This window comes from Limnohabitans sp. TEGF003, from assembly GCF_055395455.1.
Genome location: NZ_AP029225.1, coordinates 1,611,806 through 1,635,033 on the forward strand (window position 1 = coordinate 1,611,806; position 23,228 = coordinate 1,635,033).

Sequence of the window (23,228 nt, forward strand, 5' to 3'; positions counted from 1 at the left end):
GGGAGAGCGTGGGCCAACATTTCAGGCTTTGGCGGGCGGGTTGTGCAAAGGCAAAGTCAGCACCACGCAGGTGCCGCCCGTGGGCAAGGGGCTGATGTGCATGCCCGCGAGTGGGCCATACAGGGTGAGCAGGCGCTGGCGCACATGAATCAGGCCCCAAGAGGTTCCGGCTTGTGCGCCGTCTGCCTGCAGTGGGCGGGCTGCATCGGCCAGCGCCAGTTCGCTGATGCCGCTGCCGTTGTCGCGCACCGTCAGCAGCAGCTGCGCACCCTCGGCGCGGGCCTGCACCTCGATGCGGCCGCCGCTGACCTGGGGCTCCAGGCCGTGGCGGATGGCGTTTTCTACCAGCGGCTGCAGGATGAAGCGCGGCACGGACGCGGTGGCCAAGGCGGGCGGCAAGTCCAGCTCAAACGCCATGCGTGGCCCCATGCGGATGGCCATCAGGCTCAGGTAATCGCTCAATCGCGAGAACTCGTCGCCCAGTGGGTGCAGCGCTTGGTGAACGGGCAGTCGCGTGGCCTGCAGCGTGGTGCGCAGGTAGTCGTTCAGGTGGTCCAGCATGGCTTGGGCGCGTGCGGTGTCTTGGCCGATCAATGCCCGCAAATGCGCCAGGGTGTTGAACAGCATGTGCGGCTCCAGCTGCGATTGCAGCAGCATGAGCTGCGCTTGTGTCACCTCATTGGCCAGCGATTCGGCTTTGCCTCGTTGACTGAAATACACGACGAAGGCGAAGCTGATGGCGAGGGCGCTGACCATCAGGCCCCAAAACCGGTTGCGGTTGAAGTGCCACAACTCCCAAGTGGACTTGCCTGAATAAGCGTCGCCCACCAGCGTGCCCAAGACATAGCCCAGCGGAATGCCCACCAACAGCATGAGCGCGGCGGGCAGCGCAGGCGGCCAGTAGTAGGGCGCGGGTGAGTGCAACAGGCGCTTGAAGGCAAAGCGCGGCACATCGGTCAGCAGCCAGATGAAGGTGGAGATGGCGTAGGCATAAATCAGCGACACATCGAAGGTGCTGGGGTCTCCTTTGGCCAAGTTGCTGTTCCAGTTGTCTAAGCTGATCAAAAAGGCCACGGCCCAGACGATCAGCAAGCGTTGGAGCATGGGGCGACGGTGATGGGGCGGGAGCCAGGCAAGCAGGGTGTTGGTGTTCATGGCTGATTTAGATCTTTTGTTTGAAGAATAACGCGATCTGGTCGAAGGCTTTTTGGCGGTCTGCGTGGGTGAATTCGGGCTTGGGCAAGCCACCGCGCATTTGGGTGGCGGCCACGGTTTGGGCCACGCTGGCAGGCCAGGGCGAGAGCCAGTCAAAGTGACCCGCTTGCGGGTGGTCCGACAGGGTGCTGCATGTTTTGCAGTGCTGCAAAACATGTTGGCTGTGAAAGCGGGGCAGCAGCACACCGTCATCGCCCGATGTGCTCAGGCTCACGGGAATGCGGATACGCGCCAGGCTTTCGGGGGTGAAGATGACCCCGACGGGCACGGCCAGGCTGACAGCTGCCACACGGGGGTCGGGGCGCGGGTCATGGCCTTGGCCAGTTGCCTTGGCATTGCCGCCGTGCACCTCTTTCAAGTTGTCGGGGGCGTTGCTTTCGGTCAAAACCTTCGCCATGAAAAATTGCGCTTTGCGCTGAAGTTGGTGCCAGGTCTTTCCTCCCAAGCCGTTCAGACAAAAGCCGATGTCTTCATCCAGGTTTTGCGCACAGTGCTGCACCAGATTGAGCATGCGCCACTGCGCCCCGGCCAGCACCAGGCCGGTCATGCCGCCCGCCGACATGCCGTGCACGCCCACGCGACGGGTGTCCACCAACTCGGCCAGTGCCGGGTCACGCGCCACGGCGTCGATGGTCTCGCTCACGTCTTGCTGGCGGGTTTTCCAGCTTTCGGGTCCGGCGCGGCTGAAGTCTTGCCAGTTGTCACCCCGGTGTTCGGGCTGAGCCACCACAAAACCGGCGCGGGCCAGCGTGGCGGCCAGCGTGTGGTCGGGTAATGCGCTGCCTGCGGTCCCGTGCGACAAGACAATCAGCGCCCGTTTGCCCGATGCCGCTGTTGAATCTGCTGGCAAAGGCGCTGCGTTGCTGGCGACCTGCACCGTGAATGCGCCGTAAGTGACGTCTTGAGCCGCTGCCGCAGTGGGGTAGACCAAGGTGACGGTCATGCCGTTCGACTGGATTTGGCGCATGCCGACAGACGGGACTTGCGCATGGCTGGCGCTGGTGGCCAGCAAGGTGAAGGCGCACGCCATGCGGGTGAAGGTTTGGAGGGGGGTGTTCATACAGTTTTTTTCATGGGTTTTGTTGTGGCTCGCGCTTGGTGAGCGTTGTGGATGCTTGTCGTGCACGGCTTGAAGACCTTGGCTCGATCAACCCAACCATTGGCTCCACACCAAGTCACCCAAATAGCGCCCGGGCAGCAGGGTGAAAGCGCCCGCCACAATGCAGGCGTTGAAGTACAGCCATTGCATGGTTTTGCGGTGGCCGGGGATGTTGCCTTGGGCCAAAAACCGGAAGGCCCGGAACAGGCTCCAGCAGGTGAGGGGAATGAGCAAATGGATCGGCGTGTAGCCCCAGAGGTTGGGCAGCCTGAAGTCGCGGATGAACAAGCCCGTGAGCGCCGCCCCCAGCATGCAGGTGACCCAGGCGTAGCCCAGGGCGCGGTGCAGTTGGGGGCGAAGGGTTGCGCCCATGCGGGCCCAGAGGACCCAAGGGCCGAGGGCGACGGCGCTGAGCGCCATGCTCATGTGGACGGCGATGGTGGGCGTCAGGGATGAGGGTAGCGGCACGTTTTTACTCTTGAGTGGCTTGAGGTGCCTGCACTGTGGCGTGTCAGGTGCCGTTTTTCAATGCGTTTGCGACGGCAGACAGTTCACGCGGCGCGAGATGCCATGGGCGGGTGTGAATGGCGCACGCCAATGGGCGTGTGCGCCGAATTTGTGGAGGCAGCCATGCCCAAGCAACGATAATCCCCTCAGTTTTTCGAGGAGCGTTTGTGGACCTGATGTTGTTGCTGAAAGCCGCCGTGATGGGCGTGGTCGAGGGTTTGACCGAGTTCTTGCCGATCTCGTCGACCGGGCATTTGATTCTGGCCGGGGCTTTGCTGGGCTTTGACGATGACAAAGCCAAGGTGTTCGACATCGCCATTCAGACGGGGGCGATTTTGGCGGTGATCATTGTGTACTGGCAAAAAATCAGCTCCACCGTTCGCGCCTTGCCCCGCAGCGCCGATGCCCAGCGTTTTGCGCTCAATGTGTTCATCGCCTTTGTGCCTGCCGTGATCCTGGGTCTGTTGTTTGGCAAGGCCATCAAGGCGAACCTGTTCACGCCCGCCGTGGTGGCGACCAGTTTCATCATTGGTGGTTTCATCATTTTGTGGGCCGAGCGACGCCCGGCCAGCAAAGTGCGCATTGGCGAAGTGGAAGACATGCGTTGGCAAGACGCCTTGAAGGTGGGTCTGGTGCAGTGTCTGGCCATGATCCCAGGCACAAGCCGCAGCGGCGCGACCATCATCGGCGGCATGCTGCTGGGCATGTCGCGCAAGGCGGCGACCGACTTTTCCTTTTACCTCGCGATCCCCACACTGATCGGTGCCGGGGCTTACAGCCTGTACAAAGACCGTGCCTTGTTGAGCCTGGCCGATGCACCGATGTTCGCGGTGGGCCTGGTGTTCTCGTTTTTGAGCGCCTGGGTTTGTGTGCGCTGGCTGCTCAAGTTCATCTCGACCAACAGCTTCGAGGTGTTTGCCTGGTACCGGATCGTGTTCGGTCTGGTGGTGCTGGGCACCAGCTACAGCGGGCTGGTGACCTGGGCGGCTTGAGCCTCTCATTGGCCGCGCCTGACGTCTAAGGCTTGTCATACCCGCGCATGCGGGGATTTATGCTGGCTTGATTCGGGCGTTGCTGTGACGCACCGATGGACACCCGGTCAAGCCGGGTGTGACGTGCTAGTTGTGTCGGGTGTGACGTCCTGATTGGCCGGGCGTGAAGTACTTGTGGGGCTGTGTGCGACGTCCATGGTTTGTCATACCCGCGCATGCGGGTATCCATGGTGGTTTGACTTTGTCGCTTGATTCAGGCATTGAAGGGGTGCGCCGATGGACACCCGGTCAAGCCGGGTGTGACGTGCTATTTCGGCCAGGTTTGATGTGCTTGTGGGATTGGGTGTCACAGATTTGGGGCCCGTGTGCCGCGCATCCCTCAAACCCCAATATTGCGCAGTGCCGCCTCGATTGCCGCAGCCGTGGCCAGCGGTTTTTCCATGGGGAAGAGGTGTGAGCCGTCGAGCATCATGACGCGGCCTTTGACCACCTTGTGCGTCAACTCGGCACCCGCTTGCCGCATTTCGGCCGAGTGTGTGCCGCCGATGAAGGCGGCGGGGCATTTGAGGGGTTTGCGCTTGAGCAGGCTATCGAGTTTGTGGGGCAGGCTGTTGTAGATGGCGGTTTCGATGTCGCGGTCAAAGCTGAGCACGCGCTGGCCTCCCTCGTCGCGGGTGCCGTAGGCAATGTAGTCCTGCAGAACCTGTGGGTCCCAACGCGCAAAGGATTTTTTGTGTTGAAAGCTGTCCAGCGCGGCTTGTGCACTGGGCCAGTGATTCCGGCGCTTTTGGCTGATGCGCCCTGGTGACAGGGAGCCGACCAAAGCCGTGCGTTTGGCCAGGCCCAGGGTGGTGGCCCGCCAGCCGCCCAGCACGGGCGAGTCGATCAGCACCACACCCCGCGCCAGTTCGGGGTGACGGGCTGCACACATCAAACTCAGGATGCCGCCCAGCGAGTGGCCAACGAGGAAAGCGGGTTCGCCATCGCCTTGTTTGTCGCGTGCAAAGTCGGCCAGTTGCTCCACCAGATGGGGCCAGTTGTTGGTGACCGGGTATTGGGGATCGTGGCCATACATCTCGACCGCATCGACCTGAAAGCCGCGCTGGCGCAGGTTGTCGAGCATGACCCGGTAGGTGCTGGCCGGAAAGCTGTTGCCGTGCGAGAAGATGATGCGTGGGGTCATGGGTGTGGTCCTGCACTGGGGTTGTAGGAGATCGTCACTGCGACCGCGTGGGCCAAGGTGAGTGCAGGCATTCGCTCAAACCCACGCTTTAACTTTTGGGCAGCAGGCGCTGCAAGGCGTACAAGGCGTCGAGCGCTTCGCGCGGGCTCAGGGCATCGGGGTTGATTTGGGCCAGCGCCGCTTCCACAGGGGATGGGCCTGCGGCTTCGGCCTCGGGCGGGGCCGCAAACAGGTCGACTTGCTGGCGGCTTTCGCTGGCCCCGGCTTCCAGGGCGCTGAGCGCGTGGCGGGCGTGGTTGAGCACCGCCGCAGGCATGCCCGCCAGGCGTGCCACCTGCACGCCATAGCTCTTGCTGGCGGGGCCGGGTTGCAGCTCGTGCAAGAACACGATGGACGCGCCAGATTCGGCCGCACTCACATGCATGTTCACGGCGGCAGTGTGCGTGGCCGGGAATTCGGTGAGCTCGAAGTAGTGCGTGGCAAACAGCGCAAAGGCTTGCGTCTTGTTGTGCAGGTGTGTGGCGATGCCGCTGGCCAGAGCCAGGCCGTCAAACGTCGAGGTGCCGCGCCCGATCTCGTCCATCAGCACCAGGCTGTGCGGTGTGGCGCTGTGCAGGATTTGCGCGGCTTCGGTCATCTCCAGCATGAAGGTCGATTGGGCGTTGGCCAGGTCATCGGCCGCGCCGATCCGGGTGTGGATGGCGTCGATGGGGCCGAGTCGGCAGCGGCTGGCGGGCACATGGCTGCCGATGCTGGCCAAAAGCACGATCAGTGCCACCTGGCGCATGTAGGTCGATTTGCCGCCCATGTTGGGGCCAGTGATGATCTGTAAGCGCTGGCGTGGGCCGAGTACCGTGTCGTTGGCGATGAAGCTGGCGCCGGACATTTCAGCCAGGCGCGCCTCGACCACCGGGTGGCGGCCTTGGCGGATTTCGATGCACGGCTCTTTGGTGAACTCGGGCGCGCACCAATTCAGGGTGAGCGAGCGCTCGGTCAGCGCGCACAGCACGTCCAGGCTGGCCATGGCTTGGGCCAGTGCGGTGAGCGCAGGCACAAAAGGCTGCAGCTGGTCGAGCAGGCCTTCGTAAAGCCATTTCTCACGGGCCAAAGCCCGCTCTTGCGCTGACAAGGCCTTGTCTTCAAAGGTTTTGAGCTCGGGGGTGATGAAGCGCTCGGCGTTTTTCAGGGTCTGGCGGCGGCGGTAGTCATCGGGGACTTTGTCGAGCTGGCCTTGCGTGACCTCGATGTAAAAGCCGTGCACCTTGTTGAACTGCACGCGCAGGTTGGCGATGCCTGTGCGTTCTTTTTCTCGGGTTTCCAGGTCGAGCAAGAAGGCGTCGCAGTTGGTCTGGATGCCGCGCAACTCGTCCAGTTCGGCGTCCAGGCCGTCGGCGATCACGCCGCCGTCGCGCACCAGCGCAGCGGGCTCTTCGAGCAAGGCCATTTGCAGCAGCTCGGCGCAGTTGGTGGGCGGCGTGAGCCAGCGGGCCATGCCAGCCAAAAGCGTGCCGGTTTCAGGTTGGAGTGCTTGCAATTGCACCGACAGCGAGGCCGCACGCGCCAGCGCATGGCGCAGGGCCACCAGCTCGCGCGGGCGCACCTGGCGCAGCGCGGTGCGGGCGGTGATGCGCTCCACATCGCTTGCGCCTTTGAGCTGTTCACGCAGGCGTTTGTAAACGGGGCCGGAATGCTGCAAATGGCCCTCCGCCCCATTTGCGTCATCCTGGGGCATAACTTCATTGACGTCATCCTCGGGCTTGACCCGAGGATCCATGGATTCCCGCATGCGCGGGAATGACAGGAGGGTGTCATCCTTGGGCTTGACCCGGGGATCCATGGATTCCCGCGTGCGCGGGAGTGACGAAAGAATGTCAATCGCCATCAAGCGTTGCCGTGCCACTTCGCGCTCTCGCGGCGGGCTGAGCAGCCAGTTGCGCAGCAAGCGGCTGCCCATGCCGGTCATGCAGGTGTCGAGCAGCGAGAACAGCGTGGGTGAATCCTCGCCACGCAGCGTCTGCGTCAACTCGAGATTGCGGCGGGTGCTGGCGGGCAGGTCAATGAGCGCGTCCGAGCGCTGCACCTGCACGCGTTGCACATGCGGCAGGCTGCGGCCTTGGGTGTGTTCGGCGTAAGTCAGCAAGGCGGCAGCGGCGGCGTGCGCGTCGGCCAAGGCGTCTGCGCTCCAGGCGGCGAGCGACGCGGCTTGCAGTTGTTCGAGCAGTTTGCGTTGGCCCAGGCCCGCGTCAAACTGAAAATCAGGCCGCAGGGCCAGGGCCCAGCTGCCGCGCCCGGTGGTCTTGAGTGCGCGCAGTTTTTGCTCAAACGTGGGCGTCATGCCCGCGCTGGCCAGCAGTTCGCTGGGGCCAATGCGGTCGATCCAGTCGGCCAGCTCGTCCTGTGCGCATTCGGCCAGGTGCACCACGCCTTGCGTGACGCTGAGCCAAGCCAGACCGCAGCGGTTTTTGGGGGCCTGGTGCACGGCCAGCAAAATGGCTTCGCTCTTGTCGGGCAGAAGTTCGGAGTCGGTGAGCGTGCCGGGGGTGACCACGCGCACCACTTTGCGCTCGACCGGGCCTTTGGCTGTGGCCACATCGCCCACCTGCTCGCACAGGGCCACCGATTCGCCCAGCTTGATCAGCCGGGCCAAATATGTTTCGACCGAATGGAAGGGTACGCCCGCCATGACCACGGGCTGTCCGGCCGACTGGCCGCGCCGCGTCAAGGTGATGTCGAGCAGACTGGCGGCTTTTTCGGCGTCGGCAAAGAACAACTCGTAAAAGTCGCCCATGCGGTAGAACACCAGGGTGTCAGGAAATTCCGCCTTGATGGCCAGGTACTGGGCCATCATGGGGGTGTGGGCACTCAGGTCGAGCGCTGACATGGCTTAAAACGGTGCGTCTTTGGGTTCGGTGCCGTCAGCGGGGTCGGCTGCGACCTCGGCTTCCGGTTCGCCGCTGTCCGAGGCGCGGTCGCGGCTCAGGGTTTCGACCGCGGTGCGCACGGCGGCTTTGTCGCCCGCACTGGCGAATTTGCTGTACTTGCCCAAAATGGTGACCAGCTGGCCGTAAATGCGCGGCGCGCCAGCCAGGCATTCTTTTTGTTCCAGGAAGTCGGACTCACCCGTGAAGTTGCCGATCAGGCCCCCGGCTTCGGTGACCAACAGCGAGCCCGCAGCCACGTCCCAGGGGGACAGACCCGTTTCAAAGAAACCATCGGTGAAGCCTGCGGCCACATAGGCCAGGTCGAGCGCTGCGGAACCCGGGCGGCGCAAGCCAGCGGTGCGCTGCATCACATCGCCCATCATGCGCAGGTACTGGTTGAAGTTGTCGCCCTTGCGGAAGGGGAAACCGGTGGAAATGATGCATTCCTGCAGTCGGGTGCGCTTGCTCACGCGCAGTCGGCGGTCGTTCATGAAGGCGCCACGGCCTTTGGTGGCGGTGAACAGGTCGTTGCGGGTGGGGTCGTAAATGACGGCTTGCTCGATCTTGCCGCGCACTTGCAGGGCAATGCTCACGCAGTAAACAGGGAAGCCGTGGATGAAGTTGGTCGTGCCGTCCAGCGGGTCGATGATCCAGATGTGGTCAGCGAGCGGGTTGCCATGCGTGCTGCCCGATTCCTCGGCCAGGATGCCGTGGTCGGGATAGGCGGTCAACAGGGTGTCAATGATGACTTTTTCGCTGGCGTGGTCGATTTCGGTGACGAAGTCATTGACCTGCTTTTGCGAGATGCGAACCGCTTCAACGTCGAGCGCAGCACGGTTGATGATGGCGCCAGCGGCGCGTGCAGCCTTGATGGCCACGTTGAGCATGGGGTGGAGATTGGACGACATGAATTGTGTGAAGAACTGGACTGGCCCACGCACGATCGCGATGGCGAAGTGGGGATTTTCTCATGAAAAGCAGGGCGGACCGTCATTTTGGCGTCATGCAGCGCAGAGGCGCCTGCGGGCTGACGCTTCGCAGCGTGGACAATCGGGGCATGCAAACGCGATTCATCCTGATAGAAACCAGCCACGCGGGCAACGTGGGCGCCGCCGCCCGGGCCCTGAAAGTCATGGGTTTTGACGACCTGGTCCTGGTCAAGCCGCGCTGGCCCAATGTGCTGCGCAAGGAAGAAACCATCCAGCGTGCCAGCGGGGCCAACGATGTGCTGGCCAAGGCCCGCGTGGTTGAGACGCTCGAAGAAGCCTTGGACGGCGTGACCCATTTGTGCGCCACAGCCATGACGCCGCGCGACTTTGGCCCGCCGACCCGCTCGCCTCGCGAGCACTTTGCCGAGCTGACGCAAGCGGGAGCCCCCGCGCAGAGCGTGGCGTTTTTGTTCGGCTCCGAGCGCTTCGGCATGAAAAACGAGGATGTGTACCGCTGCCATGTAGCGCTGTCGATCCCGACGAATCCGCAGTTCGGCTCGCTCAATCTGGGCTCGGCGATTCAGGTCATCGCCTACGACTGGCGGGTGGCGCTGGGTGGTTTTCCGGTGCAAGACGCCGTGCCGCCTGCAGACAAGGCCGACGCGCAGCAGGTGGCGGGCATGCTCACGCATTGGGAGCAGGCGCTGACCGACATCGGTTTTCGGGACCCGGCCGCGCCCAAAAAGCTCATGCCGCGCCTGAACCAGTTGTTCAATCGGGCCGACTTGAGCCCGGAAGAAATCCACATCTTGCGCGGGGTGGCCAAGGCCATGATCCAAAACGCCAGCGCCAAGCGATAGACTCAAAGCCTATGTTTTCTCGCCTCCGCTCCGACATCCAATGCATCCTTGACCGGGACCCTGCCGCTCGCACCGCCTGGGAGGTGTTGACCTGTTACCCGGGGCTGCACGCCTTGGTGTTGCACCGCCGGGCGCATTGGTGCTGGAACCACGGCTTCAAGTGGCTGGGGCGCTTCATTTCGCATGTGTCGCGCGGTTTGACCGGCATCGAAATCCACCCGGGGGCCAAGATTGGCGAGCGGGTGTTTTTTGACCACGCCATGGGCGTGGTGGTGGGCGAGACGGCCGAAATTGGTGACGGCTGCACGATTTACCAGGGTGTGACGCTGGGCGGGACATCGCTCTACAAAGGCGCCAAGCGCCACCCCACGCTGGGCAAAGACGTGGTCGTGAGCGCCGGGGCCAAGGTGCTGGGCGGCTTCGAGGTGGGCGATGGGGCCAAGATCGGCAGCAATGCGGTGGTCATCAAGCCGGTGCCTGCCGGGGCCACGGCGGTGGGAATTCCGGCGCGCATCATCCCCTCCAAAGCGGGCGAGAGTGCCGATGTGTCGGGCACCGACCGCAAGTTCACGGCTTACGGCATCACCCAAGACGATGACCCGGTCAGCCAGGCGCTGCGTGGCCTGATCGACAACGCAGCCGGGCAAGAGCACCAGATCGCCATGATCTGGAAAGCGCTGGCGCAGTTGTGCGCCCAGCAGCAGGTGCCCATGCCCGGCGATGCCGCCACCCGCGAGACCTTCGAGGCGGACAAGTTCAATCAGCTGGTGGGCAAGTGAGCGCTGCCTGACAAGGCCTTGTAGGAAGCTGCCCCTGCGCCCGAAATCAGGCTTGAGCTGATCAGGCATTCGCGAGCAGGGGCTCCCTCCCACTTCAGAGGGACTGCCGGTATTTTGTGGGAGGCCGCCCCTGCGGCCGAATCTTCAAGGCGAGGCTTGCAGTGCCGCCGCTGCCGCCATCAAGGCTTTGCGCCGCTCATGCAGGCTGCGCCAGCGTTGTTGGGCTTCGGGGTCTTGCCCGGTGCTGGCCTGGGTCAGGGCTTCGGTTTCGAGCTGCTTGAGGCGGTCGATCATCAGCATGTTGAGCAGTCGGCGCAGCTCCTGCCGGGCCTCTTGCGGGTCGGGTGGTGTGGTGTCTTCGCTGCCGGCCATGGCGCTCAGTTTGTCCTGTGCCATCCAGCGGGTGGCGTCCTCGGCAAAGGGCTGCCCTTGCATGTGCTCGCGCAGGGTGGACCAGCCCAAAGCCCCTTGTTCATGGAACTGCGATTCAAGCCAGGCAAACAGCGGGCCGTGGGGAGCGGGCAGGGCGCACAGCATGGCGTGGTCTTCGCCCGCCAGGGTTTCCCACAGCGCCATATTGCCCAGGAGCAGGCGCGCGGCGTGGTCGGCCCGGCTGGCGGGCACGGTGCGCGGGCCGGTGTAGACCGGGGGCTGCTCGCGTTTGTATTTGCTGTTGCCAAACTTGCTGCCCGGCGTCCAGTTGGAATTTTTGCGGGGCCAGTTGCCACCGCCTGAGAAGTTTCCACCTGCGTTGCCATACGCGTTGCCGTAGGTATTGGCGTAGCCCGGTGCGCTGCCCGCCTGAGCGGCATCCATGCCCCAAGCGGGCGGTTCGCCGTAGTGCGGCTCGAATGGCTGTAATTCATGACTCGCCGCGCTGGCGGCCTGGCTGAAAGCAGCGTTGGCGGCAGAGGTGGAGGAGGGCGCAGCGCCAGGCCCCCGCGCCGCAGGCGCGAAGCGCTTTTCACTGGCCGTTTGCTGGCCCCACAGTTTTTCCAGGCCTGCGGTTTCCAGCTGGATCAGCTGGGCCAACTCCGACAGCAGTTGTTGTTTGAGGGCGCCTTCGGGCAGCAGCTGCCACAGTGGTCGGGCTTGGCTGGACAGGCGGGCGCGGCCTTCGGCGGTTTGCAGGTCGCAGTCGGCGCTGGCCGCTTCGATCAAAAAGCGCGACAGGGGCATGGCTTGCTTGATCTGCTCGGCAAAAGCTTCCTGTCCGAATTCGCGCACATAGCTGTCGGGGTCGTGTTCGGCGGGCAAAAACAGGAACTTGATGCTGCGCACATCGGTGGCGTAGGGCAGGGCACCGTCGAGCGCCTTGCGGGCGGCGCGGCGGCCTGCGCCGTCGCCGTCAAAGCTGAACACCACCGAGTCGGTGAAGCGAAACAGCTTTTGCACATGCTCGGGCGTGCAGGCCGTGCCCAGCGTGGCCACGGCGTTGGCAAAGCCGAGCTGGGCCAGCGCCACCACGTCCATGTAGCCTTCGGTCACCAGCACATAGCCCGCGCTGTGCAGGGCTTCACGGGCCTCGTACAGGCCGTACAGCTCGCGGCCTTTGTGAAAGACCGGGGTTTCGGGCGAGTTCAGGTATTTGGGGGTGCCGCTGCCGATCACCCGCCCACCAAAGCCGATGCAGTCGCCTTTGATGTTGCGGATCGGGAACATGATGCGGTCCCGAAAGCGGTCGTAGCGTTTGTCGTCCTCTTCGTTGACGATCACCAGGCCCGACTCGGCCAAGAGCGGGTCGTCGTATTTGGGGAACACGCTGGCCAAACTGCGCCAGCCTTCGGGTGCGTAACCCAGGCCAAAGCGCTTGGCGATCTGGCCAGACAGGCCCCGCCCTTTGAGGTAGTCGATGGCGCGGGGCGTGATCTTGAGCTGTTCGCGGTAAGCCTCGCCCGCTTTTTCGAGCACATCGCTCAGGCTGTCTTGTTTGGCCTTGGCGGCGGCGGCGCGGGCGCGGTCCTCTGGAGACTGTTGTTCTTCGGGCACCACCATGCCGGTTTGCTGGGCCAGGTCTTTCACGGCTTCAATGAAGGTCATGCCCGCGTGTTCCATGAGGAAACCGATGGCATTGCCGTTTTTGCCGCAGCCAAAGCAGTGGAAAAACTGTTTGGTGGGGCTGACGCTGAAGCTGGGGGACTTTTCGCCATGGAAGGGGCACAGACCCATGAAGTTGGCGCCGCCTTTCTTGAGTTGCACGTACTTGCCCACCACCTCGACCACGTCGACGCGGGACAGCAACTCCTGGATGAAAGACTGGGGGATGGCCATAAGCGGGCTATTTTCGCCGATAAGGGCGGTTCATCCCGTGCAGGTTTCGGGGCAAACCAGCATGGATTTCAGCCACGGGTCAGGCAAACTGTTCAACATCCAACCGTCAGTCGCAACAGGAACCCTTCATGACCGATACCAAAGTCAGCATCTTTGACCAGGATTTGCCCCAGACCCCCGCTAACCACGCACCGATCTCGCCGCTGAGTTTCATTGAACGCACCGCCGAGGTGTACCCCAAGCGCCTGGCCATCGTGCACGGCGATTTGCGCCAGGACTGGGCCACCACCTACCGCCGCTGCCGCCAATTGGCCAGTGCGCTGGCGCAGGCGGGCATTGGCAAAAACGACACGGTCGCCGTGATGCTGCCCAACACGCCGCCGATGGTGGAGGCACACTTTGGCATCCCCATGGTCGGGGCGGTGCTCAATGCACTCAATACCCGGCTGGACCCGGAAACCGTGGCTTTCATGCTCGACCATGGCGAGGCCAAGGCCGTGGTCGTGGACCCGGAGTTTTCGGGCGTGATGAAAAAAGCCCTCGCGCTGCGCCAGTCCACGCGGCCTTTGCTGGTGATCGATGTGGAGGACGCGTTGTACACCGGGGCCAGCGAAAAGCTCGGCGCGGTCACTTACGAAGCCTTTGTGGCCCAAGGGGACGCCGAATTTGCCTGGAGCCTGCCCGGCAACGAATGGGATGCGATTGCGCTGAACTACACCAGCGGCACCACCGGCAACCCCAAGGGCGTGGTCTACCACCACCGGGGGGCGGCGACGAACGCGATCTCGAACATCCTGGAATGGGACATGCCCAAGCACGCCGCTTATTTGTGGACGCTGCCCATGTTCCATTGCAATGGCTGGTGTTTCCCGTGGACCGTGGCGGCGCGTGCGGGGGTGAACGTGTGTTTGCGCAAGGTGGACGCGCAGGCGATTTTCGACGCCATGCGCGACCATGGCGTCACGCACTACTGCGGCGCGCCCATCGTGCACGGCCTGCTGGTCAACGCCCCGGCGGCCATGAAGGCAGGCGTGCCAGCCGGGATCAAGGCCATGGTGGCGGGCGCAGCGCCCCCGGCCTCGATGATCGAAGGCATGGAGCAAATGGGTTTTGACCTGACCCATGTGTATGGCCTGACCGAGGTGTATGGTCCGGCCACGGTGTGCCCCAAACACCCCGAATGGGATGCCATGGACATTGGTGATCGGGCCCGCCTGAATGCCCGCCAGGGTGTGCGCTACCACCTGCAGCGCGATGTGCGCGTGCTCGACCCCGAAACCATGCAGCCCGTGCCCCAAGACGGCGAGACCATGGGCGAGATCATGTTCAAGGGCAATATCACCATGAAGGGTTACCTCAAAAACCCCAAGGCCACGCAAGAGGCTTTTGCGGGTGGCTGGTTCCACAGTGGCGATTTGGCGGTGCAGTACCCCGACGGCTACATCAAGATCAAGGACCGCAGCAAGGACATCATCATCTCGGGCGGCGAGAACATCTCCTCGATCGAGGTGGAAGACGTGCTCTACCGCCACCCCGCCGTGCTGGCCGCGGCGGTGGTGGCCAAACCCGACCCACGCTGGGGCGAGACGCCTTGCGCCTTTGTTGAACTGAAGGCGGGTGCACAGGTCACGGCCGAAGACATCGTGGCGCACTGCAAGCAGCATCTGGCGGGCTTCAAGGTGCCGCGTGCCGTGGTGTTTGGGGAGCTGCCCAAGACCAGCACGGGCAAGATCCAGAAGTTTGAATTGCGCAAGCAGGCCGGATCTGCTGCGGCGATTGACGTTTGACGTTTGTCGTCTGACGCGCCAGCCTGGCGGTCACGACCTCAGGCGATGTCGAATGCGTGCGTGCCAAATCGGCCCGCACGTCGGTCTGCAAAATAGTGTTCCAGCGTTTCCTTGACGGTACGGAAAGCCAGCTCGTCCCAGGGAATCTCGTCTTCCCTGAACAAGCGCGCTTCCATGGTTTCGTGGCCAGGGTCGAACACGTCACTGGTCAGGCGGGCGCGGTAATACAGGTGCACCTGGCCGACGCGGGGCACGCTCATCACAGTGAACAGGTCTTCCATGATGAACTGGGCACCGGCCTCCTCGGTGGTCTCGCGGGCCGCGCCTTGCGCGGTGGATTCGCCCAGCTCCATGAAGCCTGCGGGCAAGGTCCATTTGCCTTTGCGCGGCTCGATGTTGCGTTTGCACAGCAGCACCCGGTCGCCCCAATGCGGCACGGTGCCCACCACGTTCAGCGGGTTTTCATAGTGCACTGTGTGGCAGGCGGTGCAAATGGCGCGCAGCTTGGTGTCGCCATCGTCCGGCAAACGGTAAGCCACCGATGCGCCGCACTGGCGGCAGTGTCGAATGGCTTCTCGTGTGTACATGGTCAGAGTTTCAGGACAAATAGAACGACGGAGGGCACAAAGACGATCAGCAAGATGCGCAAAAGGTCAGAGGCCAGGAAAGGCATGATGTAGCGGAAGATGTCCTTCATGGGCACCTCTTTCGTCATGCTGCTGATGATAAACACGTTCATGCCCACGGGTGGCGTGATCAGGCCAATCTCCACCACCATCAGTGCCAATATGCCAAACCAGATGGCTTTGGACTCGGGGTCCATGCCCCACAAATCAATGCCCATGATGATGGGAAAGAAAATCGGGATGGTCAGCAGCAGCATGGACAAACTGTCCATCACGCAGCCCAGCACCAGGTAGATGCCAATGATGGTGAACAGCACGGCCAGCGGTGACAGGTCCATGCTGACCACCCATTTGGCCAGTTCGGTGTTGACTTGGGTCAGCGCCAAAAACACGTTCAGCACATCGGCGCCCAGCAAGATCAGGAAGATCATGCCCGTGCCTGCGGCGGCGCCATACAGGCATTGCATGAAGCCTTGGCCGCGCAGGCCGCCCGACTTCCAGGCTACAAAGGCTGTGGCCACTGTGCCGATGGAGGCGGCTTCGGTCGGGGTGAAGAAGCCGCCGTAAATGCCGCCAATGACCACCATGAAAATCAACAAGACCGGCCAGGTTTCAGCCAAGGCTGTGAGGCGCTGCGCCCAGCTGAAACGGTCACCCCGAGGGGCATCTTTGGGGCTGACGCGGGCGATGATGCCGATCACCACCATGTAGCCGATGGCGGCGATGATGCCGGGCACAAAGGCCGCCAAAAACAGCTTGGCGATGTTTTGCTCGGTGATGATGGCGTAGATGACCAAAGGCACCGAAGGTGGGATCAGGATGCCCAAAGTGCCGCCCGCTGCAATCACGGCCGCCGACAGTCGCTCAGAGTAGTTGTGCGCTTTGAGCTCGGGCAAAGCCACCTGGCCCATGGTGGCAGCGGTGGCCAGTGAGGAGCCGCAAATCGCTCCAAAGCCTGCGCACGAAGTCACAGCCGCCATGGCCATGCCGCCGCGCCAGTGACCAATCATGGCGTTGCCCGCCTTGAACAAGGCCCGAGACAGGCCGCCCTGGGTGGCAAATTGGCCCATCAACAAAAACAGGGGGACCACCGACAGGTCGTAAGTGGAGTAGCGGGCAAAGGCCGCGTTTTTGAAAAAACTCATCAACGGGTCCCAGCCCGCGACAAAGGTGTAGCCCACTGTGCCCGTGAGCAGCATGGCCACGCCAATGTGGACCCGCAGCGCCAACAGCAACAGCAAGACCGCAAACATCAAACTACCCCATTCGATGCCGCTCATGATTGGATTTCTTTCATTTTTTCAAAGGCACGGTACAAGGCCGTGAGGGACAACAGCGCAAAGGATGGCACCAAGGGGGTGTAAGCCCACCAGGTGGGAATTTCCAGCAGCATCGAGGCGTCAAAGTTGCCGCGCAAATCGAGCATGCCTACAGTTACACGCCAGCTGATCAGGCCAGCAAAAAACGCCAGCAGCAAGTTGGCCAAGGTGTCGAGCACGGCGTTGAGCCGTGCCGGGGCATTGGCGGTGAAGAAATCCACAATCACATGGCCTGAGATCCAGTGCGTGTAGGGCAGGGACATGGCTACAGCGCCCGCGCACAAAAATTGAACCAGCTCGAAGTCGCCCAGCAGAGGTGCATCGAAAAAAGCGCGGCCGACAATGCTGCGCAAAGACATAAAGGCCATGGCCAACAGGGTCAAGCCGGACAAAATGGCCAGCAGTTTGCACAAACGGTCCAGCACCCAGCCCAGGCCTTGGTACTGACGTGTGGATAAAACATGGACGGCTTCTGCCACGGGGCTTCTCCTTGAGACAAAAAAATGGGGTGGGCCGCAGCTCACCCCATGGCTTTCAAAGCAAGACCGATGTCTTTACTTGGTGTATTGCTTGATCAGGTCTTGGGCGTCCTTGAGCAAGGCGGCACCGTTGAGACCGCGCTTGTTCATGCTGTCCACCCACTCGTTATCCTGCTCGTCGGTGGCTTTCTTCCAGCGTGCCAGCTCAGACGGTGGGATCACCGAGATGGTCTGGGTTTTGGTGTCCGCAAAAATCTTCCGGCCAGGGACGTCGTTGCCTTCTTGGGTGCCGCCCAAGAAAGCTGAGAACTCGCGACCGGAGTTCTTGTCGATCACGGCTTTCAAGTCAGCAGGCAGCGACTCGTACTTGGCCTTGTTCATGGGCACCACAAACACGGTGGTGTACAGGGCCGGGAAGCTCTTGTCGGTTTCGGCGCTGTACTTGGTCAGCTCGTGCACCTTCAGGCCGGGGGCGACTTCGTAGGGAATCACGGCGCCATCGATAACGCCCTTGGACAAGGCCTCAGACACTTGGGGGACTGGCATGCCAACAGGTGTGGCACCCATTTTGGCGAGCATTTTGGTCACGTTGGCTGTGGGGGCGCGCATCTTCATGCCCTTGAAGTCTTCCATCTTGGTGATGGGTTTGTCGCGGGTAAAGATCACGCCTGGGCCGTGCACATGAACGGCCAACAGTTTCACATCCTTGTGTTCGTCCATGGCGTGCTTTTGCACGAAGTCCCATGCGGCGCGGCTGGTGGCGGCGGCATTGGTCATGGTGAAGGGCAGCTCGAACACTTGTGTCTTGGCAAAACGGCCAGCCGAGTAACCGGCCACGGTCCAGACCACGTCGGCCACGCCGTCTTTGGCTTGGTCATACAGCTGGGGTGGTGTGCCGCCCAGTTGCATGGCCGGGAAGATTTGGCACTGCAGGCGGTCTTTGGAGTCGCGTGCGATGTTCTTGCACCATTCACCCATCATGGTGGTGTGCTGAACGGACTGTGGGCCCAGGAAGTGGTGCACTTTGAGGGTGATGGTCTGGGCATGAACGCCAAAACCAACCGCCATCAAGCCTGCGGCCAGAGCCGTTTGTTGCAGGAATTTCTTCATCGACTTGTCTCCATCATGGTTTGAAAATCGGGATGATAAACCAACCAGTTGGTCGGTTAATCGCAGTGAATGGGGGTATGGGCAGACGCATCCGACCAGACCTCTGTAAAACATGAATTATGTTGCAAGTATTGGCTTGATGGATCAGGGTAAACCCTTTTGATTGGGTGCTGTGTGCACTTTCGTTCATTGTTGGGTCAAGCCAGCAGCTGGCCAGGCGGCCAGTTCTGCTGGCTGAGGCCTCAACGAATGTGGACTTGCAAGCTGCCCAGGCCCGCCACCTGGCCGACCAAGGTATCGCCTGCCACCACGGCGGCCACGCCTTCGGGGGTGCCGGTGTAAATCAAGTCGCCAGGCTGCAACTCCCAGGCGGCCGACAGGTGCTCAATGGTTTCGGCCACGCTCCAGATGAGTTTGGCCACATTGCTGCGTTGGCGGTCTGCGCCGTTGACCTGCAGGCTGATCTCAGCGTGGTTCACGTCACCGGCTTGCGCTTTGGGGGTGATGGGGCCGATGGGGGCCGAGTGGTCGAAGGCTTTGCCAATGCACCAAGGGCGGCCTTGTTTTTTCATTTCGTTTTGCAGGTCGCGGCGCGTCATGTCCAGACCCACGGCGTAGCCATAAATGTGCTCGGCCGCATCGGCCGCCAGGATGCTGCGACCGCCTTTGCCAATCGCCACCACCAGCTCGATCTCATGGTGCAGGTTTTGCGTCAGGCTGGGGTAGGGCATGGAGCCCGTCTGGCCGGCTTCGACCACCACCAGGCTGTCCGCAGGCTTGAGAAAAAAGAAGGGCGGCTCACGTCCAGTGAAGCCCATTTCCTTGGCGTGCTCTTCGTAGTTGCGGCCCACGCAGTAGATGCGGTGGACCGGAAAGCGGCTGGTCTGGCCGAGGACGGGGACAGAAACGGTGGGTGTTGGGGGGAACAGAAAACTCATGCGTGACTTTCTAAAGTGAGAGAGGGCTGTGCAAGTTGCGCAGGGCGATGCCCGCACAAATGCCAGTACAAATGCCAGTACAAATGCCAACAGAGGCTCTTGGCGCAGGCTAAAAACTTGCTAAGCGCGCTTACTATAGGAGGCTGAGCCAGGACAGTGACTGGTGATAACCCTGTATTGGATGGAGAGACCTGCAAATGACCCACAGCTTTGATTTGGCCGCCGCGCCGGGGCACTTGATCCGGCGGGCGCACCAGATTTCCGTGGCGATCTTCAATGAGCACCTGAGCGCGGCCGATGTCACCCCGGTTCAGTTCGCGATTCTCAATGCCTTGCACGACACGCCGGGGGTGGATCAAATCACGTTGGCCAAGCATGTGGCTTTTGATCCGGCCACGTCAGGCTCGGTGATTGGCCGTCTGGAGAGCAAGGGCTGGGTCGAGCGGCGCGCCGATGAGGTCGACCGTCGGCGCAAGTTGCTGGTGTTGACCCCTCAGGGACTGCGGGCGCTGGCAGGCATGCAGTCGGCTGTGGCCGCGGTTCAATCGACGATCTTGTCGCCGCTCGCACCGACAGAGCAGGCGCAGTTCATGCAGCTGCTCAGCCGCTTGGTGGCTGGGCACGAGGCGGCCTGAGCGCAAACGATCGCGCAGGCCGATCGGCTTCAGGCCGATTTGACCGTCAGCTCGAAGTGCTCCACATGCGGAGGGGCTGCAAAAAACGGCCCGACGATGGCTCGCCATTCGGTGAACAGGGGCGATTGACGGAAGCCCACGGTGTGGTCTTCGAGGGTGTCCCAGAAGATTTGCAGCACATAGCGCTCCGGGCTTTCGATGCCGCGGTTGACTTTGCCGCCTTGAAAGCCCTTGGCCTTGCAAGCCACGGTGTTCAGACCGAGCTCAATGGCTTTTTCAAATGCGGCTTGTTGGCCAGGGTGGATGCGGATGTCGGCAAGTTCGAGGATCATGATGCGGGGGTGTTCAAAGTGAGCGAAGCCTCTACCTTAATGCATCTGGCCCCTCTGGGGTGTCAACCGTGAGGCACGCCAGACCATGGCCGTGAAGAGGACCGACACCAAGGCCAGGGCGGCGGTGCTGGTCATCCAGAAAGTGTCTACGCTGGCCCGCATGGGCCAAGCTGCCCAGTCGATGCCTTGGTAGGCCAGCACGTAGCCGCCATACAAGCCCACGCCCCACAGCAGGGCGGTGTAAATCAGCAAGGGCATCAGGGTGATGCGGTAGCAGCGCAGCAGGTAAGCGCAAACGGCTTGCACCGCATCGGCCAGGTGGTACAGCGCAACCCAGCCCAGCCAAGCCGTGGCCGCTTGCACCACGCTGGGGTCGGAGCTGAACGCCTGGGCCACCGCTTCGCGGCCCCAAAACAAGATGCCCGCACCCACCAAGGCGGCCGCGATGGCCAGGCCAATGCCCAGACCTGCTGCGTGTCGGGCTTTGCGCGCTTGCCCGGCACCGAGCCAATAGCCTGTGCGTGCGCTGCTGGCAATGCCCAGGGCCAGCGGCACCATGTACAAAACAGCGGCCAGGCTGGCCGCGATCTGGTGACTGGCCAAGGCCACGGCACCCAGACGTGCAATGAACAGGGCCATCAAAGTGAATGAGGTCACCTCGACCATGATGGCCAAACCCGCAGGCACACCCAAGGCCAGAAAGCGCCGGATCACAGGCCAATCGGGTTTTTCGGGTCGTCGCCACAAGCGGTAGGGCTGGTAGATGTCTTGTGTGCGCAAGAGCCACAGACCGGCCAGCATCATCAGCGTGTTGACCGCCAGGGTGGCCCAGGCGCAACCCACCACGCCCATGCCGGATCCACCTGCGACGCCAAAGGTCAAGGCATACGACAGCGGCACTTTGACCAGCAGGGCACCCGCCTGTAACCAGGTCACCAAGCGGGGGTGCCCCAGACTCTGGTTGAGCGTGCTGTACATGCGAAACAGCAGGGAAGGAAGCAAGGCCAGAGCCAGGATGCGCAAATAAGCGCGCACATCGGGCCAGAGCGCTTCGGGGACTTCGGTGGCCGACAGCCACAGGTCTGGAAACCACAGGCCGCAGATGCCCAGCATGCCGGCTGCACCAGCGATGTAAAGCGCCTGCCTGACCGAGCGGCCCATATCGGCTTGACGACCTCCGCCGTGCAGTTCGGCCCACACCGGCAGCAAGGCTTGCAGCAAACCGTTGAGCGCCACATAAATGCTGATGTAAATGGACGAGGCCAAAGACAGGACCGCCAGCGCCTGTGGGCTGTAGCGGCCCGCAATCAGGGTGTCGGCAATGCCGAAGGACATGACAGCCAGCTGCCCCACCAGCACGGTGCCTGCGTGGCGGGCTATGGTGCGCAGCTCGGACACGGCTTAGCGCCCCGGTACGTCAGCAGGCGCAGCCATGGCTTTGGCGGGACGGTAAATCACCAATGTCTCGTCTTTGTCCGTGGGCCGTTTGATGGCCGTTTCTTCCACCCAGCCCAAAGACTGGATTTTGGCCGACAGCAAGGACCGGTTGACGCCGTCCATGATCAGCCATGGGCAGTCGCTTTGGGGTGCTTGCATGGGCATGAGTCGGGCTTGCGCGTGGTGCATCAGGGCTGCGCCTTGCGCCTTGCTGAGGCCGGCGTATTGCAGGCAGCCGCCAGTGCCCGTGATGTGGCTGATCTTGGTGACCAGCGGGGCATAGCTGCGGGCGTAGTCGAGCAGGGGCAACCACAGGCTGGTCAGCAAGAGCCAGCACAGCGCGGCACCACTGGCGGGCAACACCAGGCTTTTCCAGATGGCGGCGCGGTGGTAGCCGGTGCGCCAGCGCACCAGCGCGCCCCAAGCCACGGTGGCGGCCAGTGCCAAGGCGAATGCCCCAACAGAAAACTCGGGCACGAATTCTGGTGCCAGGCGGGCCACATTGGCCGCGGGTTTGGCGGGTGTGCCGGTTTGCATGGCCACCCAGACCACCCAGATGATGAGCGCACAGACACTGAAAAACAGCAGCGTGAACCAGTCGATCAGGGCGCCCAGGCTGCGGCGCAACGTGGGCAACGCCAGAGCGGCCAAGGTGGCAATGGCGGGCAGCGAGGTCAAAAGTGCCCGGTCAGACAAGCCCGTGAACCAGGTGGCCCCCACCGTCACGATCACGAACCACAGCGGCAAACCCAGGTGCGGGTAGCGCCAGCCCCGCGAGAGTTGCCCTCGCCAGCGCCACAGCGCCCACAGGGCCAGAGGCCACGCGGGCCAAGTGAACCACACCATCAATTTGGCCAGCACATGGACATCGACCATGGTGTGGGGCACCACGCGCCAGCGCCACAGATCGAGTGCACCTGCAGTCGTGATGCACAGCAAGGCAATGAGCGCCATCAGGCCAACGTCCAGCATGGTCAAGCGGCGCTGAGCCGGGTCCGGCTGGGCGGTCGCGCAAATGAGCGAACCACCCATACCCAGCCAGAGGGCCAGGCTCGGGGCGCCCGACAGCGTCAGACCCAGCATGCCGGCAGCCACCGCCGCAGCGCTTTGGATGCGGTGGCGGGTCCAGGTGGACAGGCCAAAAAACACCAGTGCCGCAAAGCACAGCTGGCTCAGCGCAGGCGTGGTTTCGTGCGACAGCCGTGCCAAGCCCAGGCAAGCCAACAGCGCCAGCAAGCCGCCGTCGGCCATGGCCCGTGCGTAGTCCGCTGGCTTGGCTTCACCGCCAAATGCAAAAGCCACGGGTTGCGCGGCGGGGTGGCGGGTCAGTGCATAAACCGCGTACCAGGTGGAGGCCAACGTGATGCTCAACATCCCGATGAAGGGCAGACGGGCAAAAGCGGCTTCAAAACCTGTGGGTGCCCATTGGATGAAAACAGCACCCAGCCAATAAGGCAGCAAAGCCAGCTGGGCATCGGTGGTGCCCAGCAAAGTGGGCTGGAGCCAGGAGGCCGCGCCGCCCAGGCCGGCATCTGCCAATTGCAGCATGTAGCCAAAGGCTTCGATGTCTTGGGCTTTCCAGGGCGTGCGGCCCCAAAAGCCGGGCAGGACATAGGCCGCGCACAACAAAAGCAAGGCCAGCCGGGGCAGTCTGCGCACGGCGCTTTGTGCAACGATGGCGGGAGTGGGGTGGTTCACAGGATCAGAAGATATCAGTTTGGAGCGGCGTGTCGCGTGCGGCCGGGCGCAGTCCCATGCAAAAAGGGCAGGCCGGTTGCCCGGGCTGCCCTTTGGAAGACACCAAACGGT

The 23,228-nt window shown here is 62.6% G+C and carries 20 protein-coding genes; 5 read left to right on the plus strand and 15 right to left on the minus strand.

Annotated features, from left to right (window positions below):
* Window positions 1–21 precede the first annotated feature (21 nt).
* The 3 genes from ACZ5RT_RS07980 to ACZ5RT_RS07990 form a co-directional block, all read right to left on the minus strand.
* Window positions 22–1,155, minus strand: a complete 1,134-nt coding sequence (locus ACZ5RT_RS07980) for a sensor histidine kinase (RefSeq protein ID WP_464454127.1) — start codon at window positions 1,153–1,155, stop codon at window positions 22–24.
* A 7-nt stretch (window positions 1,156–1,162) separates the two neighbouring features.
* On the minus strand, window positions 1,163–2,275 hold the full coding sequence (locus ACZ5RT_RS07985; RefSeq protein WP_464454128.1) for an alpha/beta hydrolase family protein: 1,113 nt from the start codon (window positions 2,273–2,275) through the stop codon (window positions 1,163–1,165).
* Between the two features lie 87 nt (window positions 2,276–2,362).
* Complete coding sequence (locus tag ACZ5RT_RS07990; RefSeq protein WP_464454207.1) at window positions 2,363–2,740, minus strand: DUF2306 domain-containing protein; 378 nt, start codon at window positions 2,738–2,740, stop codon at window positions 2,363–2,365.
* Window positions 2,741–2,988: 248 nt separating this feature from the next.
* Here ACZ5RT_RS07990 and ACZ5RT_RS07995 point away from each other — a divergent pair, with 248 nt between their 5' ends.
* The gene (locus ACZ5RT_RS07995; protein WP_422171976.1) at window positions 2,989–3,813 is read left to right on the plus strand and encodes an undecaprenyl-diphosphate phosphatase; all 825 of its coding nucleotides are present in this window, start codon (window positions 2,989–2,991) and stop codon (window positions 3,811–3,813) included.
* A 379-nt stretch (window positions 3,814–4,192) separates the two neighbouring features.
* Here ACZ5RT_RS07995 and ACZ5RT_RS08000 read toward each other — a convergent pair whose 3' ends face one another.
* From ACZ5RT_RS08000 to ACZ5RT_RS08010, 3 genes are all read right to left on the minus strand, one after another.
* Window positions 4,193–4,996: an alpha/beta hydrolase gene (locus tag ACZ5RT_RS08000; protein WP_464454129.1), complete on the minus strand. Its 804-nt coding sequence runs from the start codon at window positions 4,994–4,996 to the stop codon at window positions 4,193–4,195.
* Window positions 4,997–5,084: 88 nt separating this feature from the next.
* Window positions 5,085–7,877: a DNA mismatch repair protein MutS gene (mutS, locus tag ACZ5RT_RS08005; RefSeq protein ID WP_464454130.1), complete on the minus strand. Its 2,793-nt coding sequence runs from the start codon at window positions 7,875–7,877 to the stop codon at window positions 5,085–5,087.
* A gap of 3 nt (window positions 7,878–7,880) precedes the next feature.
* Window positions 7,881–8,825 (minus strand): inositol monophosphatase family protein, encoded by a 945-nt coding sequence (locus ACZ5RT_RS08010; RefSeq protein WP_464454131.1) that lies wholly within the window; start codon window positions 8,823–8,825, stop codon window positions 7,881–7,883.
* Window positions 8,826–8,974: 149 nt separating this feature from the next.
* Here ACZ5RT_RS08010 and ACZ5RT_RS08015 point away from each other — a divergent pair, with 149 nt between their 5' ends.
* On the plus strand, window positions 8,975–9,706 hold the full coding sequence (locus ACZ5RT_RS08015) for an RNA methyltransferase (RefSeq protein ID WP_464454132.1): 732 nt from the start codon (window positions 8,975–8,977) through the stop codon (window positions 9,704–9,706).
* 11 nt (window positions 9,707–9,717) lie between these two features.
* The gene (gene cysE / locus ACZ5RT_RS08020) at window positions 9,718–10,485 is read left to right on the plus strand and encodes a serine O-acetyltransferase (protein WP_291928842.1); all 768 of its coding nucleotides are present in this window, start codon (window positions 9,718–9,720) and stop codon (window positions 10,483–10,485) included.
* A 144-nt stretch (window positions 10,486–10,629) separates the two neighbouring features.
* Here cysE and dnaG read toward each other — a convergent pair whose 3' ends face one another.
* The gene (dnaG, locus tag ACZ5RT_RS08025) at window positions 10,630–12,756 is read right to left on the minus strand and encodes a DNA primase (protein ID WP_464454133.1); all 2,127 of its coding nucleotides are present in this window, start codon (window positions 12,754–12,756) and stop codon (window positions 10,630–10,632) included.
* A gap of 128 nt (window positions 12,757–12,884) precedes the next feature.
* Here dnaG and ACZ5RT_RS08030 point away from each other — a divergent pair, with 128 nt between their 5' ends.
* Window positions 12,885–14,543, plus strand: a complete 1,659-nt coding sequence (locus ACZ5RT_RS08030; RefSeq protein ID WP_464454134.1) for an acyl-CoA synthetase — start codon at window positions 12,885–12,887, stop codon at window positions 14,541–14,543.
* 38 nt (window positions 14,544–14,581) lie between these two features.
* Here ACZ5RT_RS08030 and ACZ5RT_RS08035 read toward each other — a convergent pair whose 3' ends face one another.
* The 5 genes from ACZ5RT_RS08035 to ACZ5RT_RS08055 all read right to left on the minus strand — a co-directional run bounded on the left by ACZ5RT_RS08035 (window position 14,582) and on the right by ACZ5RT_RS08055 (window position 19,015).
* The gene (locus ACZ5RT_RS08035; protein ID WP_464454135.1) at window positions 14,582–15,130 is read right to left on the minus strand and encodes an NUDIX hydrolase; all 549 of its coding nucleotides are present in this window, start codon (window positions 15,128–15,130) and stop codon (window positions 14,582–14,584) included.
* A 2-nt stretch (window positions 15,131–15,132) separates the two neighbouring features.
* Window positions 15,133–16,449 carry a TRAP transporter large permease gene (locus ACZ5RT_RS08040; protein WP_464454136.1) on the minus strand — a complete coding sequence of 439 codons (1,317 nt, stop codon included), beginning with the start codon at window positions 16,447–16,449 and terminating at the stop codon, window positions 15,133–15,135.
* A complete protein-coding gene (locus tag ACZ5RT_RS08045; RefSeq protein WP_464454137.1) occupies window positions 16,446–16,967 on the minus strand; it encodes a TRAP transporter small permease in 522 nt (173 codons plus the stop codon). Before ACZ5RT_RS08045 ends, ACZ5RT_RS08040 begins: the two co-directional genes overlap by 4 nt.
* 75 nt (window positions 16,968–17,042) lie before the next feature.
* A complete protein-coding gene (locus tag ACZ5RT_RS08050) occupies window positions 17,043–18,077 on the minus strand; it encodes a TRAP transporter substrate-binding protein (protein WP_464454138.1) in 1,035 nt (344 codons plus the stop codon).
* Between the two features lie 242 nt (window positions 18,078–18,319).
* Window positions 18,320–19,015 carry a fumarylacetoacetate hydrolase family protein gene (locus ACZ5RT_RS08055; protein ID WP_464454139.1) on the minus strand — a complete coding sequence of 232 codons (696 nt, stop codon included), beginning with the start codon at window positions 19,013–19,015 and terminating at the stop codon, window positions 18,320–18,322.
* 197 nt (window positions 19,016–19,212) lie between these two features.
* On the opposite strand from ACZ5RT_RS08055, the gene ACZ5RT_RS08060 reads away from it, so the two are divergent.
* On the plus strand, window positions 19,213–19,650 hold the full coding sequence (locus ACZ5RT_RS08060) for a MarR family winged helix-turn-helix transcriptional regulator (RefSeq protein WP_291928821.1): 438 nt from the start codon (window positions 19,213–19,215) through the stop codon (window positions 19,648–19,650).
* Window positions 19,651–19,679: 29 nt separating this feature from the next.
* Here ACZ5RT_RS08060 and ACZ5RT_RS08065 read toward each other — a convergent pair whose 3' ends face one another.
* The 3 genes from ACZ5RT_RS08065 to ACZ5RT_RS08075 are packed head-to-tail and all read right to left on the minus strand — an operon-like array spanning window position 19,680 to window position 23,117.
* Window positions 19,680–19,982, minus strand: coding sequence for an antibiotic biosynthesis monooxygenase family protein (locus tag ACZ5RT_RS08065; protein WP_108427806.1), 303 nt, complete (start codon window positions 19,980–19,982; stop codon window positions 19,680–19,682).
* A gap of 36 nt (window positions 19,983–20,018) precedes the next feature.
* Entirely contained in the window at window positions 20,019–21,380 is a 1,362-nt protein-coding gene (locus tag ACZ5RT_RS08070; protein WP_464454140.1) for an MATE family efflux transporter, read from the minus strand.
* 3 nt (window positions 21,381–21,383) lie between these two features.
* Window positions 21,384–23,117, minus strand: a complete 1,734-nt coding sequence (locus ACZ5RT_RS08075) for a hypothetical protein (RefSeq protein ID WP_464454141.1) — start codon at window positions 23,115–23,117, stop codon at window positions 21,384–21,386.
* Between the last annotated feature and the right edge of the window lie 111 nt (window positions 23,118–23,228).